At 67.1% G+C, this 14,935-nt stretch carries 18 protein-coding genes; 3 read left to right on the forward strand and 15 right to left on the reverse strand.

What is annotated here, in order from left to right; all coding sequences use genetic code 11:
• Positions 1-130 precede the first annotated feature (130 nt).
• The 14 genes from OG430_RS40885 to OG430_RS40950 all read right to left on the reverse strand — a co-directional run bounded on the left by OG430_RS40885 (position 131) and on the right by OG430_RS40950 (position 12,207).
• A complete protein-coding gene (locus tag OG430_RS40885) occupies positions 131-550 on the reverse strand; it encodes a hypothetical protein (RefSeq protein WP_327353143.1) in 420 nt (139 codons plus the stop codon).
• Complete coding sequence (locus OG430_RS40890) at positions 547-2,667, reverse strand: integrase (RefSeq protein WP_327353142.1); 2,121 nt, start codon at positions 2,665-2,667, stop codon at positions 547-549. The genes OG430_RS40885 and OG430_RS40890 overlap by 4 nt, the downstream gene beginning before the upstream one ends.
• On the reverse strand, positions 2,664-4,415 hold the full coding sequence (locus OG430_RS40895) for a hypothetical protein (protein ID WP_327353141.1): 1,752 nt from the start codon (positions 4,413-4,415) through the stop codon (positions 2,664-2,666). The genes OG430_RS40890 and OG430_RS40895 overlap by 4 nt, the downstream gene beginning before the upstream one ends.
• The gene (locus OG430_RS40900) at positions 4,412-5,824 is read right to left on the reverse strand and encodes a site-specific integrase (RefSeq protein ID WP_327353140.1); all 1,413 of its coding nucleotides are present in this window, start codon (positions 5,822-5,824) and stop codon (positions 4,412-4,414) included. Before OG430_RS40900 ends, OG430_RS40895 begins: the two co-directional genes overlap by 4 nt.
• Before the next feature lie 177 nt (positions 5,825-6,001).
• On the reverse strand, positions 6,002-6,247 hold the full coding sequence (locus OG430_RS40905) for a hypothetical protein (protein WP_327357723.1): 246 nt from the start codon (positions 6,245-6,247) through the stop codon (positions 6,002-6,004).
• 41 nt (positions 6,248-6,288) lie between these two features.
• The gene (locus OG430_RS40910; RefSeq protein WP_327357724.1) at positions 6,289-6,915 is read right to left on the reverse strand and encodes a GTP-binding protein; all 627 of its coding nucleotides are present in this window, start codon (positions 6,913-6,915) and stop codon (positions 6,289-6,291) included.
• Positions 6,893-7,225 carry a DUF742 domain-containing protein gene (locus tag OG430_RS40915; RefSeq protein ID WP_327357725.1) on the reverse strand — a complete coding sequence of 111 codons (333 nt, stop codon included), beginning with the start codon at positions 7,223-7,225 and terminating at the stop codon, positions 6,893-6,895. Before OG430_RS40915 ends, OG430_RS40910 begins: the two co-directional genes overlap by 23 nt.
• Positions 7,226-7,256: 31 nt before the next feature.
• On the reverse strand, positions 7,257-7,715 hold the full coding sequence (locus tag OG430_RS40920; RefSeq protein WP_327357726.1) for a roadblock/LC7 domain-containing protein: 459 nt from the start codon (positions 7,713-7,715) through the stop codon (positions 7,257-7,259).
• Between the two features lie 35 nt (positions 7,716-7,750).
• Positions 7,751-9,244 carry a sensor histidine kinase gene (locus tag OG430_RS40925; RefSeq protein ID WP_327357727.1) on the reverse strand — a complete coding sequence of 498 codons (1,494 nt, stop codon included), beginning with the start codon at positions 9,242-9,244 and terminating at the stop codon, positions 7,751-7,753.
• Positions 9,237-9,578, reverse strand: coding sequence for a hypothetical protein (locus tag OG430_RS40930; RefSeq protein WP_327357728.1), 342 nt, complete (start codon positions 9,576-9,578; stop codon positions 9,237-9,239). The genes OG430_RS40925 and OG430_RS40930 overlap by 8 nt, the downstream gene beginning before the upstream one ends.
• 163 nt (positions 9,579-9,741) lie before the next feature.
• Positions 9,742-10,587 (reverse strand): Scr1 family TA system antitoxin-like transcriptional regulator, encoded by an 846-nt coding sequence (locus tag OG430_RS40935; protein WP_327357729.1) that lies wholly within the window; start codon positions 10,585-10,587, stop codon positions 9,742-9,744.
• 56 nt (positions 10,588-10,643) lie between these two features.
• Complete coding sequence (locus OG430_RS40940) at positions 10,644-10,841, reverse strand: DUF5999 family protein (RefSeq protein ID WP_327357730.1); 198 nt, start codon at positions 10,839-10,841, stop codon at positions 10,644-10,646.
• 50 nt (positions 10,842-10,891) lie between these two features.
• On the reverse strand, positions 10,892-11,530 hold the full coding sequence (locus OG430_RS40945; protein WP_327357731.1) for a hypothetical protein: 639 nt from the start codon (positions 11,528-11,530) through the stop codon (positions 10,892-10,894).
• 176 nt (positions 11,531-11,706) lie between these two features.
• Positions 11,707-12,207 (reverse strand): hypothetical protein, encoded by a 501-nt coding sequence (locus OG430_RS40950; protein WP_327357732.1) that lies wholly within the window; start codon positions 12,205-12,207, stop codon positions 11,707-11,709.
• Between the two features lie 266 nt (positions 12,208-12,473).
• Between OG430_RS40950 and OG430_RS40955 the strand changes: the two genes are divergently transcribed.
• The 3 genes from OG430_RS40955 (at position 12,474) to OG430_RS40965 (ending at position 14,141) form a co-directional block, all read left to right on the forward strand.
• Entirely contained in the window at positions 12,474-13,343 is an 870-nt protein-coding gene (locus tag OG430_RS40955) for a helix-turn-helix domain-containing protein (protein WP_327357733.1), read from the forward strand.
• Positions 13,340-13,567: a DUF397 domain-containing protein gene (locus OG430_RS40960; protein WP_442816648.1), complete on the forward strand. Its 228-nt coding sequence runs from the start codon at positions 13,340-13,342 to the stop codon at positions 13,565-13,567. Before OG430_RS40955 ends, OG430_RS40960 begins: the two co-directional genes overlap by 4 nt.
• 229 nt (positions 13,568-13,796) lie before the next feature.
• Entirely contained in the window at positions 13,797-14,141 is a 345-nt protein-coding gene (locus OG430_RS40965; RefSeq protein ID WP_327357734.1) for a hypothetical protein, read from the forward strand.
• Positions 14,142-14,372: 231 nt separating this feature from the next.
• Here the strand turns inward: OG430_RS40965 and OG430_RS40970 are convergent, their stop codons facing one another.
• A complete protein-coding gene (locus OG430_RS40970; RefSeq protein WP_327357735.1) occupies positions 14,373-14,885 on the reverse strand; it encodes a hypothetical protein in 513 nt (170 codons plus the stop codon).
• Between the last annotated feature and the right edge of the window lie 50 nt (positions 14,886-14,935).

A 14,935-nucleotide genomic window follows, 5' to 3' on the forward strand; every position in this document is an offset into this window, starting at 1 on the left:
GGCCGTGGTGCGGTGGGCATCCCTGTCAAGTCAGCGTGTTGAGATCTTCAGGGCCCGGAGGGCCCGGCTGTTCGCGGTCGGGGGGGGGGCGCCGGAGGTGCCCCGCCCCGGAGATCTGTGAGCCGCGCTGTCACTCGTCCGTGCGGAATTGCCTGCGCTGGATCGGGACGACATTCGAGCGGGAGTCCATGAGTGTCTCGCGGAGTTCTTGATTCTCCAGGGTGAGCTGGTTGACGACTCGGATGAGTGCCGGGACGTCGGCTCGTAGTTGATCGAGTTCCTTGTTCTTGTTGGAGATCGTCTCTTTGAGTTTCACTATCTTCTGGCGAAGGCGGGCCTCGACGTCCGGTGTCGCTCCGCGTTCTTTGACGTGTTCGTAGAACTCGTTCTTCAGGTCGAGGTGCCGTTGGGTGAGGGCATTTCTAGGGACGCCGGCTTCCTGGGCAAGGGCAACGATGGTGAGGGCTCCGTTGGATGCCTGCGGGGTTCCGGCGAGGATGCGCTCCATGGCGTCGCGGATGCGGTCGCGTTCATCGAGGGCGGGAGTCATGAGGCTTCCTGAAGTGTGACGCGGGTGCGGTCGTGGTGGTCGGCGATGGCCCGGAGTTTGGTGGCGTTGACTCGCAGCCGGTCGCCAACTGGCTGGGGGGTGCTGGCGGCACGGTTGTCGAGCGCATCGGCTCGCTCGCGGATCCGGGCGACGTGCTGATCGGTGCGGACGATGTTCCCGCAGCCGGGAACACAGTGGTCCAGGCTGGGGGTGTCCTTGACGTCATCGCGGTGGCATAGGGCCTGTTCGCGCCGGTAGTGGCAGAGCAGGAGGGCTTGCGGATTGTCGTGGATCATCTCGCTGTCGTTCTCCAGGAGACGACGGGCAGTGATCGCGTTGATTGTGGTTCCGGCAAATCGCGGCGCCTGAGCGGCAGTTCTGATGGCCCTCCGGGCCGCAGGCCCGGAGACGCCTTCACCGGCTTCGAGGGCGTCGTGGAGTTCGGCAACGGTGTCGGCGACGGCCAGGACCGTCGCCATGTCGACCAGTTCGTGGATGCCGCCGCGGCTGCGGGATGCGTACCCCTCTGAGACCAAGGTCGTCCGCAGGTGCCCATATTGAATCGCGAGAGCGACCAGGCCGTTCGGTCGGCGGGCGATGTGCCAGGCGAGGGACCGCCGGAAACGCTCCATGCCGATGTTGCCGTGAGGGTCGGGCGGGATGACCTCGTGGATCACGCCGTGGGTGGTTGCCTCCTCGTTTGCCCAGACGATGAAGTCCTCGATCCGGGTGCGGAGGGCATCGGACTTCAGAGAGCCGGTGCCCGCGCGAGATGCGAGCAGGTCGTGAGCCTGGTGGTCAAACAACAGGTGGCCCGCGGGGACCATCTGCTCCAGGACGCGGATGGCGTTGACGACTGGAGTGATCGCGACCCAGGGCACTTCGCGTTCGGCGCCGGAGGGAGCGTGATTGCCGTCCTCGTCAGTCGCGGTCTTGTATTCGTGGCCGCGGATCAAGTGCCGACCGACCGTCCCGTCAGGGCCCGGGGCGGGGTCGGGGCAGCAGCCGGCCCGCAGCCCGAGAACTTCATCGGGCCGCATTCCAGTCAAATACGACAGGGCCACGAAAGCGGCTGTTCCAAGGTGCCGCATCAGGCTCGCGCCCTCACTGAAGTCGATCTCCTTCCGCCAAGGGCTGCCGTTGATGCGGCCGGTCACGGGCGTGGCCAGTGGGCAGCGGCCCGGTCGGCGGTGGACTGCGGCGATCAGGTCGTGCTTCCGGACGAACTGGTCGATGACGTTCTTGGAAGCGCCGGTGAGGCCGCCGATGTAGTGACGGGCGAGGCCCGGCTGGCCATTGTTCAGGGAACTGGGCAAGGGGGCGTCGGCAGCAAGCAGCGGGGTCAAGAAGGCGGCCAGGGCGGCTCGCCCTTCTGGTGTCGCGCGGCTGGTGCGGGCGATGTCCCGCAGCCGCTGGACTTCATTCCAGGCGGCAAGGATGTCCGCCGAGAAGTCGTCGATCATGCGGATTGCCCAGACAAGCAGAGGGCCCATGGTCTGTTCGGCGATGGGCTCGACGCTGTTTTCCCCGCCGGTGGAGGTCGCGGCCGGGAGGTAATCGTCCACTCCCAACTCGTCCCAGGGCGGCCGGGCGATGCCGGTGGGACGGGCGGAGAGCTCACCGAAGGCCCAGAGCCGCGTCAAGGCGCCCAGGATGCGTTCGACGCGGTCCCGGCGGGAGTACTTCTCGTTCAGGTGCAGGGCGTACTCCTGCAGCACCGTGGTGTTGCAGGACGCGAGGGAAGTGATGTCCCGCTTGGTCAGCCATGTCGCGAAGTGCGACCAGTCGCGCACCGTCTCGGCGGTGCGCTCGCCGCCGAGGCGGGAGCGGAACCGGTTGCCTCGTTCTTTGACGTATGTGGGTCTGAGCTGGCCGTTGATCATGGTCCAGGCGATCAGTCGTATCTCGTCCTGGAAGACCGGAGGGCAGTTGCTCCAAAGGATCGTGGTCTTGGTCGCGCTCGGCTTGTCGGTGAGCGGGGCCAAGGACCAGACCGGATCCGCGTACTGGTTGTTGAGATGAGCATGAACAGCAACGACGCGGTGTCCGGGAACCACGAGCGTGGCGGGCGTGGGCAGGGCGAGGCAATAAGGGTCAACCTCAGGTGCGGTGGTCACGTGTCGAGGCTTCCGTTCAGCAACAGGTCGATGAGGTCACGGTCGGCGTCCGTGACGCGGGCAAGACCCTGTTCCCACGTCCCGTCGCCGAGCTTGACCTTCAGGTCATCTAGCTGAGCGTGAGCATCGCCCCAGTCCTTCGCCCAGGTGCGAGTGGGCAGAACCGAGCGGAGGTTGCCGAGTGCGTGGTGCAGGTGGGTCAGGCGGGGGTGATGCCCCGGGTGAACGCTCGCGTTTTCGCAGCCCAGACACATCAGGAAGGAGGCGCCGCAGCCCCCGTCCGGTGCCGGGTAGGGACCGTGGTCGAAGTCAGAGCAGTCCGCCGTGGCGGTCTCCGTGTGCTCGGGGTCCGGCGCGTCGGTCAGCTGGGCGAGCAGCACCGCTGTGCGGGCTCGAGCTGCGGCGTCCTCGGCCCCGCTCGCGATGACCTCGATCGCGTCGGCCTGGACGCGCTTGTCGACGAGCGCGTATGAGCGGTCATGGGTGTCCTGATTGTGTTGGGTGGGCTCGCGCCGATCGACCGCAACAACCGTCCGCCGCCCCCGCTGGAACGGCGAGCCCGTGAAGCCCAGTTGCTGGGCCCATTCCTGGGCATCGTCGTGAGACAGCCCGAAGGAAAACACATCGATTGAGGGATGCCGGTCCCTATTCTCGCGGTCGCGGTCGGGCCGGTTCGAGCGCCAGACGACCAAGAGGTCGGTGCCGGGGGCGAGCTTCTCGACTGCGGCGCGGGCGAACCGGGTGGCCTGAAGGGCCTGCGTGACCAGACGCCCGCGGGAGTCGGCGCCGTCGTCGGTGACGTTCCTGGTCTCGAAGTAGTTGCCAGCACCACGACGCCGCTTTTCCACCGGAATCCGATAGGTGGGATGGCCGTCCTCGCCTTGATCCGGCAGAGCCTGAGGCACGTTGGCCCGGTCGATGGTGGAGAGGTTCCAGCCGTACTCGGCCAGCAAGAGGATGCCGAGCGCGGTCGCCTCCATCCGCGACAAAAACAGCCGCTGCCACGTGTTCTCGGCCCGGCCACCACCCAGGATCCTCCGGTAATAGGCCAGGGGCTCCCGCTTCTTGTCGCCTCCGCGGACGTATCGCGGGACATCTGCCGTGCGAGCGATGTGCTCCAGGGCTTCGCCGACCATCCAGTCCTGGCTGGTTCGGGGGAAATCTCCCCGGTGCCACCGGTCGAGATGACGAGCGTTCTCGTCGATCCGCAACAGTGCAGCCCGGAACATCCGCCGGGCCGCCGTCCTGATCTGGTCGAACTCCGCCTCGGCGTATGACTGTGTCTGACTCTTCGGCCGCGGGACCCGCCTGGCCAGGGCGTCGGCCACCGGCCCTGACTGCAACCGGTCGTCACCGCGCAGTAGGCGGGCGGTGTAGTCGAAGGTGTTGCAGCCTCCGGCAGTCTTCGACAGGCTCTGCCACCATCGGTTCACCAAGGCGCCGGTGAGTTCGTCGAGGTCACCAGGAGGTTGATCCTGCTTGGCCAGAAACGACGAGAACAGCGTCAGCTGGCGCCAATACATCTTCGACGAGCCGTGCGACCGCCACCGATGGGGCGTGCACTGTGCGGCGAACAACATCGCGAGTGAGCGCTGCATCGGCTCGGCGACCGGCAGAGTAGTGAAGTCGTACTCCTTAACGCGTTGTTCCCTGTTGTAGTGGTGCACGACCAGGCCGTTGGAGCTCAGCGGCTCGGGGCGGACGTGGTCGGCCGGCGGCAAGGACGCCCGGCGTCCGCGCGGGCTCATGCGGCACCGCCTGTGGCGGGCTGCATGCGGTCGTCGATGTCCTGGATGCCCTCCGACTCCCGGGCGATGCGGGCGAAGACGGCATCCAGCTCGGGCATCGGCGCCTCGATGCGATCCTCGGCCGTGGCCAGCATCGCCCGCAGTTGCAGATCCGCGACGGGCGCGAGGTAATGCTTGACCGTCGTGTCCCGCGAGGCGTGACCCAGCAAATTCTGGACCATGAACCACGGATCGCCGTAGAGCAGACGGAAATCCCGGCGTTCCTCCGGAGTCAGTCCGTAGCGCTGATCCAGCAGATGGTTCAGAACAACCAGCATGAACAGGGCAAAAGAATGCCGGGCGGCGTGCGGGGTCGCGTAGGGCGCGAAGACCTGGTGCGGGTCCTTCCGCAGGTGCTCGGGCGGGGTGAGTACTCGCTCGCAGCGTTCGTTCGCCGTGCGGAAGACGCTCTCCCACGACGACGGCTCGAACGGCAGCCCGCGCTCGTTCAACCAGAGCCATAACGGCTCAGGACCATTCGACCTGTCCTCGAACAGCAGCGTCCTCTCCTGCCAAGTCAGCAGGTTGAGTTCCCGTTCCCCGATCACACCGTTCCGATCGCACCAACGGACCTTCGGCTTCAGCCCCCGGGTCACCTCCAACAGCATCCGCATCTCGGGCAGACGGTCATAACGGCCGGCCTTCTGAGCCTTCCGCACCGCCCAGGCCCGCGACGACGCGACGTACGACTCCACGTCCCCAATCGCCTCGGAGGAGACGTAATACGTGCGTTGCTTCTTCGACCGAGTCACCTCGGCGGCGACTTGGCCGCGGTAGTAACGGCCGCCGCCCAGCCGTCGTTTCGGAACCTCGAACGTCAGCAGAGAGCTGCCCTCGCCCAGCCGCAGGCCCGAGGAGACTAACGTCCGAGCAAAAGCCACGTTGCGGTCCTCCAGCCGGCCCACCCAGCCCGGCTCCGGCGCCCCCTCACGGGTATGGCCGCGAAGCCCGACGTCGATCCAGCGGCGCCAGGTCCTCGGCGTCAGCCAGTGCACGTTGCTCGGTCGGGCGTCATCCGCCCTCTGCTCGGGGACCAGCAGGCTCTCCCCGTTCCGCCCGAGCACCTGCTTCATGAGGACCGGATTGCGCGTGAGATAGCCCGCCTTCTTCGCCCACGAGTACAAACTCATGATTGCGGACAGTTCCCGGTCCCACTTCGAGCCGCCAATACGGTCCGGGTTCGCCGAAGCGAAACGGCGCCAGTCCTCGTAATTCTCCAGATCCTTCGACGTCGCCTCGAGCCACGTCTTCCCTCGGGACCACAGCGCGGTCAACAACAGGGCGATATCCGTTGTGTAGTTCCGCTTCGTCTCGACCGTGTACCCGCTGAAAGGACGCGACTGCACGTACAGAGACAGCAGCGGATCCACCCGGAAATCCGGAGACAAGAAAATCGGATCGCCAGCCCGTACCCCCACCGCATCCTCGCGAGACGGGAGGTCCTCCCACCCCTCCAGCACGGACTTCCGCACACCACGTCGTACCGCGTCATTTGGCACCCAGAACACACGCCAACTCACCCGACGAGACACCCCTCTTGATCAGCTTCAACACGCTAATTCAACAGGGAAGTGGTCAACCTCGGGGCAATAGCCCCAGTCAGGGGGCAACCAGCGCTCCACCTGTGGAAGCCCGTTGCCTGGTGGTGCCGAGAGTCCGACGAACTCTTGCCGGCCGGTGGCCGGGTTGAAGGCGTTGACCATCGCGTACGGAGTGCCGGCCTCGATCGCCAACTCCGTTGCCAACGCGTCCAGCTGCGGGTCTATGCAGTCCAGACGGAACTGCTTCAGCAAGTGGAGACGGGCGTCGGCGGCTGGGGTACCACGGGCGGGGATCATCGGCGGACTCCGAGGACGGGGTGCGGGGAGGCAGGCAGTCGGATGAGGGCATGGCGGACAAGGCTGGTGAGGACGTTGAGGACGGACTGACGGTCGCGGGCATCACAGGCGATGACTGGCACGCTCGCGTCCAGGCGCAGGGCCTCACGGACTTCGTCGAGCAGGTAGCGGGGAGCGTTGTCGAACAAGTTCACCGCGACGAGGAAGGGCAGTTGCTGGCCTTCGAAGTAGGCCACGATGCCGAAGGCGTCGGTCAGGCGTCGTGTGTCGACCAGCACAACGGCGCCGACTGCGCGGTGGGAGAGGTCGTTCCAGATGTGATGGAATCGGTCCTGCCCTGGGGTGCCGAACAGCATCAGCACGATGTCCGGGGCGGCTCCCGGCGTGGGGAGGGTGATCCTTCCGAAGTCCATGGCCACGGTCGTAGTGGTCTTGGACTCCACCCCGGACAAGGCGTCGACGCTTTCGCTGGCTTGCGTCATCGGAGCCTCGGTGAGCAGGGGCTTGACCTCGCTGACCGCGCCGACCAAGGTCGTCTTGCCGGTGCCGAACCCACCGGCCACAACGATCTTGGCCTTGTGGACGCGTGGGGGTGTGGCCTCAGATCTTGCGTAGGCCGGCAAGGACATCCTCCAGGAGTTGTCGGTCGGGGCGCAGGCCGACGTCGTAGTCGGCGATGACGAGGGCTTGGGCGTGGAGCAGGTCGCTGGCGAGGATCTTGGCGACCTGGATGGGCTGGCCCAGGCACGCGGCGAGATCGGCGACCGCCTGTGGGGTCGCGCACAGCAGGCGGATCCGCTCGCCCTCCGGCCCGAGGTCGACCTCAGCCGGCGATGGCCGGGCGGCCAGCAGTGTGTCCAGCTGCAGGGCGTAGTCGGCGTGCGTGCGTCCGCCGGTGAGCGTGTAGGGGCGCAGCTTCGAGCCGTCCGCCACGGCTGGAGCGTCATGGTGGGGTCCGACCACGTCACTGGACCGGCCGCGGCGCGCCGGGTGCAGAGGGGCTCTCCGTGCTGCGGACAGGGTTGTGTAGGTGCGTGCGCATCCGGTCGATCCACTGCAGCATCTCGTAGCCGACCAGGGATGCATCCGCCGTCGGGTTGGTGCGCACGGCAAGCACTGCTCCGACCATGTTTCGGACCTGCTCCGGCCCGTCCGCCCGCATGATGAACAGGCTGCCGCCGTCGTGTTCCATGACGGTCTGCTGCACCTGGCCCGGCATGCCCTGGAAGATCCCCTTCACCAGGGCCGCGATCCCGCTGACCCCCGCGGCCAGCCGGTCCGCGTCGATCTCCTCGATCCCGGCGTACTCGTGGACCAGGCCGTCGGCCGTCACCAGGACGGAGCCGGTCACCCCAGGGATACGCTCGCCGAAGTCGGCCAGCATCTGGCCCAGGACGCTCAACTCGGTGGTGTGCTGTGACATGGAAATCTCCAGGTGAGAAGTAGGGGACGTCACTGCTAGGCCCCGCCAGACGGCTCCGTGCGGGATCCCGCACGGAAGTCGGCAAAGAGCCCTGGCGTGGGGCCCTTGCTTGATCCGGGCGCAGCCACGGGAGGCCCTGATGCCTGACTGGGGGCAGCAGAGGCCGGGCGCCGGGGAAGCGGGCTGCGTCCCACGGTTGGAACTTCGGCCTTGTGTGGGCGCCCCTCAGGAGCGTCCCCCGCTAGCAGGTGCGCCGCCTGGGCCGCCGGCGCCGGTGGGACGTGGTCGAGGTGGGCTGCCAGTTCGGAGCGGCCCTGGTGCGGAGGCCAGGCGGTCGGCGCGGGCGCAACCTCTGCCGGCAGGGGAGTGGTCAGCAAGGCGGTCCGGGGGACGAGCACGAACGCGTTCACCCCGCGACCTTTGGTGTTTGCGTACAACTCGACCCGGATCCCGAACCGCTGTGCGAGCTGCCCGGTGACCACCAGGCCGATGCGGCCCGCCTTGAGGCGGGCGTAGACGTCCACGGTGTGCGGCGCGGCCAGTTGCTGGTTCAGCTGGTGGAGCTGCGCGGGCTCCATCGACACGCCCTGGTCTTGGACGGAGATCACCAGGCCGCCTCCTTGCTCCTCGGCCGCGGCCAGCCGCACCAAGGTGCGCGAGTCGGAGAACTGGGCCGCGTTCTCGAGGAGTTCGGCCAGGAGATGCACCACGCTGGGGCCCACGTGCCCGGGGAAGGACAGCTTGTCAGGGGCTGGCGCGACTCGAACGCGGTCGTACCCTTCGATCTCCTCAACCGCCCGACGCAGCACGGTAAAGACCAGCAAGGGCTCGCGGGGACGACCGGGAACGCCCTGCCCGCCCAAGATCGCGATGTTCTCAGTCGACCTCCTGAGCCGCGTCACCAGATTGTCGATACGGAAGAGGTCGTGGAGGGTGTCGGGATCCTCGATCCTGGCCTCCGCTTTGTCCAGGGCCTCCAGGGTCCGGCTCACCAAGGCGCTTTGCCGCTGCGCGATGGTCCGCAGCAGCTCTGTCTGTGCTCGCTCACCGAGCATGTTCTGCTGCTGGACCTGCGCCGCACGGCGGATCGCATGGTCCAGCTCACCGCGTACGACGAACAGCAATTGCTCGATGGCCAGGGCCGGGTCAGCAGGGAGTTCACCAGCAAATGCCGGGGCTGCCGCGCCGGGCAGGTCCCCCTGCTCCACACGCTCCACGGCCGCCGCGACGGAGGTGCGCAGGCCCGCGACGGCCTGCACCAGATACTCCAGGTGCCCGCGGGTGCCCCTGAAGGCGGCATCGGCACGACGAACGCTGTGCCACACAAGCCCGCACCACGCGAGGGCCGTACCGGAGACGGTCACGGCGAGAGGAGCGTGCGCAGCGTGATGTGCGGCCCAGGCGAGGCTGGCCAGAGCCCCCGTCGCCAGCGTCGGCCGAAGGGTGAGCCCGCGCAGCGAAGCCTGGGCCAACGGTGCCGACGCCAAGGATCGACGGCGCAGTTGCGTCGGACGGCGGTGGTCAGTCATGGCACAGTTCTCCGGCGCGTGCACCCAGTGAGTGGCGGTCCGCGTCCCGCATCCGGGTGCGCATCAGGCTGAGTCGGTGGTGCAGCGCCGCGGCATCGGTAAGGTCACTGGCGACTTCGGCCGACGGGGTAGCCCAGAACCGGTTGGGGCACCGCGAATCCAGGTGCTGTGTCGTGCACCGCGGCGCGGGTCCGGCCTCGCACTCGGAGTGCGCGGCTTTCCATACGTCTGCGGTGCCGCCTTTCACCGGCACGATCAGGCAAAGGTGCAGGGAGCAGCACAGCAGCGGCCCGACCTGGTCGCTGGTGTCGATCATGTCTTCGATCGCGGCCATGCCGAGTCTGATGCGGACTCGGACAAAATCAAGTGGGCCCGGCGGTCGCTCGGGCCAGGGTGTGACGCCGAAGCCCAGCTGCCAGCTGTGGCGTGTGCGCAATAAGGGAGGCATGAACTCTCCGGTCAGGAACGCGTGTGGCGGGTGGCGTGCTGGTGGTGGTTCAGCGGGGAAGGGCAGTCGGGGAGGGAAGGCCGCCCTTCCCCGCTGTCCCGGGGCTGTGCCTGTCGAGCAGCTCCGGGCCGTGCACCCCATCAGCGGGGTGGTCTGTGTACTGGCGGCGTGCGGCCTCGATGAGTTCAAGGCTCTGCTGGGGCGGGAGCGCCGCGGCCTCGACGCGGTCGAGGTGAAGGGCGCAGGTGCGGCCGTGGTTCGAGCCGCTGGCATAGCGCACGTACAGGCCCTCGTTGGCGAACAACTCCCTATCTCCCAGGTCGAGTTCGTACAAGGTGCCGTGGATGACTGGGGCGATCCCTGCGGCGAAGGGCACGACCAGGATTCGGGCGATCCCACTGCGGGCCGCGTGCTGCAGGCGCGCGAGCTGGTCCGCCATCGCGGCGGCCCCGCCGTACGGCCGCCGGAGAACAGCTTCCTCCAGCACGACTGTGATCTTGCGGCCGTCCACGGCCGACAGCGGCGCGATCATTACCGCGGGCGGCCAGGCGTCATCGCCCAGGGGGTTGGCGAGTACGGCTTGCGCGTACGCCCGGGTTCGCAGCAGCTGCGGGACGGCAAAGGCGCTGAAGATCCGCATCCCGCGGGCATGGCGTACGCACAGGGCGAGCCGATGCCCCGCGCCAGGGCCGTCGTCGAAGACCGAGTGCCCCTCGTCCTGCGCGCGTGCAAGCAGAGTCAGGAACCCTTCCACGGATCGCGCGCCGAGCCCGTAGGTGAGTAGGAGTGCCCGGGCGACGGACGGTTCCAGGGGGGTTGTGCCGGCCTCGATCTGGCTGAGCATCGACTCGTGATGGCCGGAGATCGCACGCGTCGTCGCCATGTCCTGGGTCATGTGTAGGTTCTGGCGCAGCTGGCGAAGGTAGAGGGACGTCACTACGTCGAGCGCCGTCACACCGGCGCCCCGGCCCAACTCGTGCGGCGCGGGGCGATGACCTGCCCGTTGGGCAGCAACTCCCCGGTGTCCGCGAAGAACAGGACGCCGTTGCACAAAAGCACCCAGCCCTGCTCGAACTTATGCGCTATTGCGTGGGCGGCGTCACGGCCGGGGGAGTCTGCCGTCGGACAGGCAGGCTGGTGGGTGCACATCACGGTCCTTGGATGGGGAGTTGGGGCAGCTTCGTGTTCTCGGGAGGCGGTCATCGCAGGCCGGCCGCCTGAAGCTCGGCTTGCAGGTCCACGACGGTGCACCCGACGAGGTAGAGGGCCGACTGTCCGACCTGCATCCACTTGAGCCGGGGATCGTCGTACGCGACGGTGAGCGTGCTCTCCAGCTCGATGGGGAACGGTGACCAGGGTGCTGTGTCATCGAGGGCGTAGAGGCTGCCGTGCACGCCGTAGGAGCGCGGGTCGCGGACCCGGACCGCGGTGACACCGTTCTTCTCAAGTTCGGGACACTCATCCACGGCCTTGGCCGCGCAGGGCAGGCAGACCGGCGGGTGGACGGTGATCTCGTTTTCCGGCCAGCCCTCCTCACAGTTGGCCACCGTGTTATCCAGGAGCCACAGCACGCCGAGCTCATTGCGGTCTGCGGGGCCGCCGCCGATGTGGCAGAGCAGCTTCCTCATGGCGCGGCGCTGCCGGTTCAGGTTGGTCTTGCCGTACTGCGGCTTGCCCCTCTTGCCCTGGGGAGCGGGGCGGCGCCCACGGTGCAGAAGTTCGCCGTGCATACCACGGTCGGACGGGAGTTCGTCTTCGTACTGGATGCCGCCACCCTGAGCCGGGGCCCGCAGGGCGACTGGTCCTTCGATGGGAGCTTCCCCGCTCCACGCTGCCATCCAGGGAATGGTCTTCGGCCGCCCGGCAGACCGCGGCGAAGGGCCCGGTCCTGCGGGCTGCTCGACGGCATTCACGACGGACCTTTCGGCGAGGGGGTCGGAGAGGGGTGCGGAGCGGACACGACAGGCTCGGCGTACTCGTCAGTGGCCGGATTCCGCGGGCGGGCCGGAGCCCTTCAAGTAGCGCCCTCGGGGGTAGCCAGTGCCAGAAGCGCGGGGCGGTGGCCGATCCAGTTCACGACACCCTCGTACTCGACGTCGTGCAGGCTGATCGCGCTGCGGTCGACGGCGGCGATCCCGTCAACGAACCCGAGGGAGAGCAGGCGGGCCGCTTCGGCCCACCCGGAGCGTCTATTGAGGGGCGCAGCGCAGGTGTCGGTGAGTTCGTAAGCGACGACACCGTTGACGGATTCGACGTGCCTGCGTACGACGCTCAGATCATCGTCGGCGACCCCACCAGAGTTGTTCAACGCGTAGGCCACGTAACGGGTTTGGCGCCGGTTCGGGCTCGGGAGGGTGTCTCGCCAGTGCCGGTTGTAGGACACCCGTAACTGCTGCAGGTACAGGCCTTGAGAACCGAGGCCTGGCCGTAAGGCCGGGTTGGGGCATCGCTGGCGTTCCCACTCGTTCTCGGCGTCCATCCACGAGGTGTCCGGTCGGCTGGTACTCGCGCGCATCTATTTCTCCGTCGATGAGGGCTCGTGGCTCCGCCCTGACGGGACGCGGACGGGCCGTTTCGGCCGGGGCCGCCGACCGCGTTCCAGCAGTTACGCCACCACACAGAGTGATGGCATGGGTGTGACTTGATGCGCAGTCACATCCCCTGCCGCGATTAGCTTGCTCCTTTTGGCGGTCAGATCGCAACAGCGATGTAAGAATCCGCGAAAAGACCGAACGGGTATCCCCATGGTCCGACGCGTCGACGACGTGCGACACTGCGCCCATGACTCAGAAGCGCGCGACGCCGACCGTCATGAGACGACGTGTTGGCGCCCAACTCCGGCGCTGGCGCGGCGATATGAGGTCTGGTGACGCCGCGAAGCTGATGGGATGGGACACGACGAAACTCAGCCGGATCGAGCGTGGCCTGTACCGAATCGCAGGTGACGACGTACGAACGTTCTGCGGGAAGCTCGGCATCGATGACCCCGACGGCATCGACGAGGTGGCCAAAGTTGCTGAGGAGCCGGCGGGCGGAGGCTACGGCTGGTGGAAGGCTTACGAGGACAGGGTGAGCGAATCTCTCATCGACTTCGTGCAGCTCGAAGCACGCGCGAGCAAGATCCGCACCTATCACCCAGTGGTGATCCCTGGGCTGTTCCAAACGCCGGGCTACGTGCGGGAACTGCTCGGCAGGACTCCTGTGTCGATTAAGCCGGATGCCGTCGAGATGTTCGTCTCGGTCCGTCTCGCGCGTCAGGAGATCCTGACGCGTACAGAGAACCCCGTCGAACTGCAGGCACTCGTGCCGGAGTCGGCCTTCCTCGCCCAGTTCGAGGCGGGCCCCGCCATCATGCGCGAGCAGCTGCGCAAGCTGCTCGACCTCACGGACCTCCCCAACATCACTATCCAGATCCTGCCGCTCACCGCCCACTGCTGGCACGGATCAAATGGGGCGATGACTGTGCTCTCGTTCCGGCACCCTTGGGTACCGGTCGTCAGCGTGGACAACCCCATGGGCGGCACGCACAGCGAAGAAGCGGACGAGATCCACTTCATGGAACGCGTCTTCAAGGCGTCCGCCGACGCTGCACTTCCCGAGAAGAAGTCACGGGATCTCATCAGCAAGTACCTGGAAGGAAAGCTCAAGTGAACAAGACCTTCATGGCTACAGACCTGCCTGGAGCCAAATGGCGCAAGTCGTCGTACAGCGGCGGTGAAGCTGGCCAATGCGTCGAGGTCGCCGACGTGATCGAGTCGCACGAGGGCATCGCTGTCCGCGATTCGAAGCACCCGACCGGCCCGGCTCTCATGCTGCCCCCTGCCTCATTCGCCGCCTTCATCGGCAACGTACGCGCAGGGAACTTCGACATCTGATCTCACCGACGACGACGGTCCGGTTCCCCCCACGCCGTATGAGGGGGGAACCGGACCGTTCTCGTACTGCTGCACCCAAGGGTGATCGCAGCCTACCGCTGGTGACGCCCGAAGACTCTCTGGTGACAGCATCCGCCGGTCCGCCACATGCGAAGCCTTGCAAGGTGCAGGGCAGTGGCCGACCTTTGTTGAAGGCAATCAAGTCGGTGAGAGGCCCGCCGATCGGTAGATGGACACCCAAGAGCTGCCCATCATGCTCGGCGTAGGCCCGGTGCAGGTTGCCGACAATCCGTTCCGTCTCTGGGAGCTCCTGGAACGGTCCGAGGTCGGCGCGCTGAGCCGTCTCCAGCGGGGTCCGTCCGGCGGCGATCCCGTCGGCCGCCAGCTGGTCGACCCAGCGCAGGTACGCCAGGTTCTCGTTGATGACCTCGGCGCCGGTGATCGGCCCGTGGCCGCTGACGACGGCCGGCTCAAGGGCACGCAGCTGCTCCAGGACAGCGAGGCTGCCGCGATCGAGCCCATGAACACGAACGGCGTGGAGACTATGTCGCCGGTGGGGTGGGCCGGACCGTAGCGGAGGAACTCACCGTGCATTACGAGGAGTCGGGCAGTGTCGACTTCAGGCTCACGATCGCCCGGCATCTGATCGAACAGCGGGCCGCGTTGGTCGAGTCGGGCAGGTTAGCGGGCGGCCCGAACGATGGCTCGAGGACGCCCACGGCCCCGCAGCTGGGACGGTGACAGGCGCACTCGCCCCGCTCACCCGGAAGGGCGGCCTGCACGGACAGCAGGCCGTCCCCCGGCATCACCGTGGAGAACTTCGGATCTTCCCGGATGCCACATCCTGGAGCTGCTGCGCCCGGTACTCCTCAATCGTCTCCGGCGGCCGGCCGTACCTCGGTGCGTGCTGCTCTACGAAATCAAGCTTAGCCCATGCTGCCGGCTGCCGGATCCTCGACTGGGCCACCACGACCAACACCGTGGCACTGATGACGATGTTGAGCAGACACCACCCAGTCAGCAACGCCGTTAGCACCACGAGTAGACCGTCCTCGATCGTCATGATGAGCAGAGCGACCAAGCCTGCGCTGTTGATCAAGAGACTGGCCGTGTATCTCTCGAACGTGCCAGACGGGCGGGCAAGGGTCCGCGGCTCGTCGCGATGCCGTACAGCGCGCATCATCTCGCCGGCGAACACCACGGTGGCCACGGCCGCCGCAGTGCTCAGTGCCAGGTCGCGGGTCCCGGTGATCCACCATCGCGTCGAGCGCCACCACCCGCGTGGGAACTCGCCGCGAAGCCTCGCTCCGATCCTCATGTGCTTACCTCTCCTCCTCCTGCCGTGTACAAGACTCCGCACCCGGTGAG

This window comes from Streptomyces sp. NBC_01304 (genome assembly GCF_035975855.1).
Classification (GTDB): domain Bacteria; phylum Actinomycetota; class Actinomycetes; order Streptomycetales; family Streptomycetaceae; genus Streptomyces.

Excerpts from the sequence above, each read along its gene's own strand:
- OG430_RS40970 (WP_327357735.1), bottom strand. The coding sequence starts at position 14,885 with ATGAGGATCGGAGCGAGGCTTCGCGGCGAGTTCCCACGCGGGTGGTGG.
- OG430_RS40945 (WP_327357731.1), bottom strand. The coding sequence starts at position 11,530 with ATGGCAGCGTGGAGCGGGGAAGCTCCCATCGAAGGACCAGTCGCCCTG.
- OG430_RS40965 (WP_327357734.1), top strand. The coding sequence starts at position 13,797 with ATGGACACCCAAGAGCTGCCCATCATGCTCGGCGTAGGCCCGGTGCAG.
- OG430_RS40895 (WP_327353141.1), bottom strand. The coding sequence starts at position 4,415 with ATGAGCCCGCGCGGACGCCGGGCGTCCTTGCCGCCGGCCGACCACGTC.
- OG430_RS40935 (WP_327357729.1), bottom strand. The coding sequence starts at position 10,587 with ATGACCCAGGACATGGCGACGACGCGTGCGATCTCCGGCCATCACGAG.
- OG430_RS40950 (WP_327357732.1), bottom strand. The coding sequence starts at position 12,207 with ATGCGCGCGAGTACCAGCCGACCGGACACCTCGTGGATGGACGCCGAG.
- OG430_RS40885 (WP_327353143.1), bottom strand. The coding sequence starts at position 550 with ATGACTCCCGCCCTCGATGAACGCGACCGCATCCGCGACGCCATGGAG.
- OG430_RS40925 (WP_327357727.1), bottom strand. The coding sequence starts at position 9,244 with ATGACTGACCACCGCCGTCCGACGCAACTGCGCCGTCGATCCTTGGCG.
- OG430_RS40940 (WP_327357730.1), bottom strand. The coding sequence starts at position 10,841 with ATGTGCACCCACCAGCCTGCCTGTCCGACGGCAGACTCCCCCGGCCGT.
- OG430_RS40920 (WP_327357726.1), bottom strand. The coding sequence starts at position 7,715 with ATGTCACAGCACACCACCGAGTTGAGCGTCCTGGGCCAGATGCTGGCC.
- OG430_RS40930 (WP_327357728.1), bottom strand. The coding sequence starts at position 9,578 with ATGGCCGCGATCGAAGACATGATCGACACCAGCGACCAGGTCGGGCCG.
- OG430_RS40955 (WP_327357733.1), top strand. The coding sequence starts at position 12,474 with ATGACTCAGAAGCGCGCGACGCCGACCGTCATGAGACGACGTGTTGGC.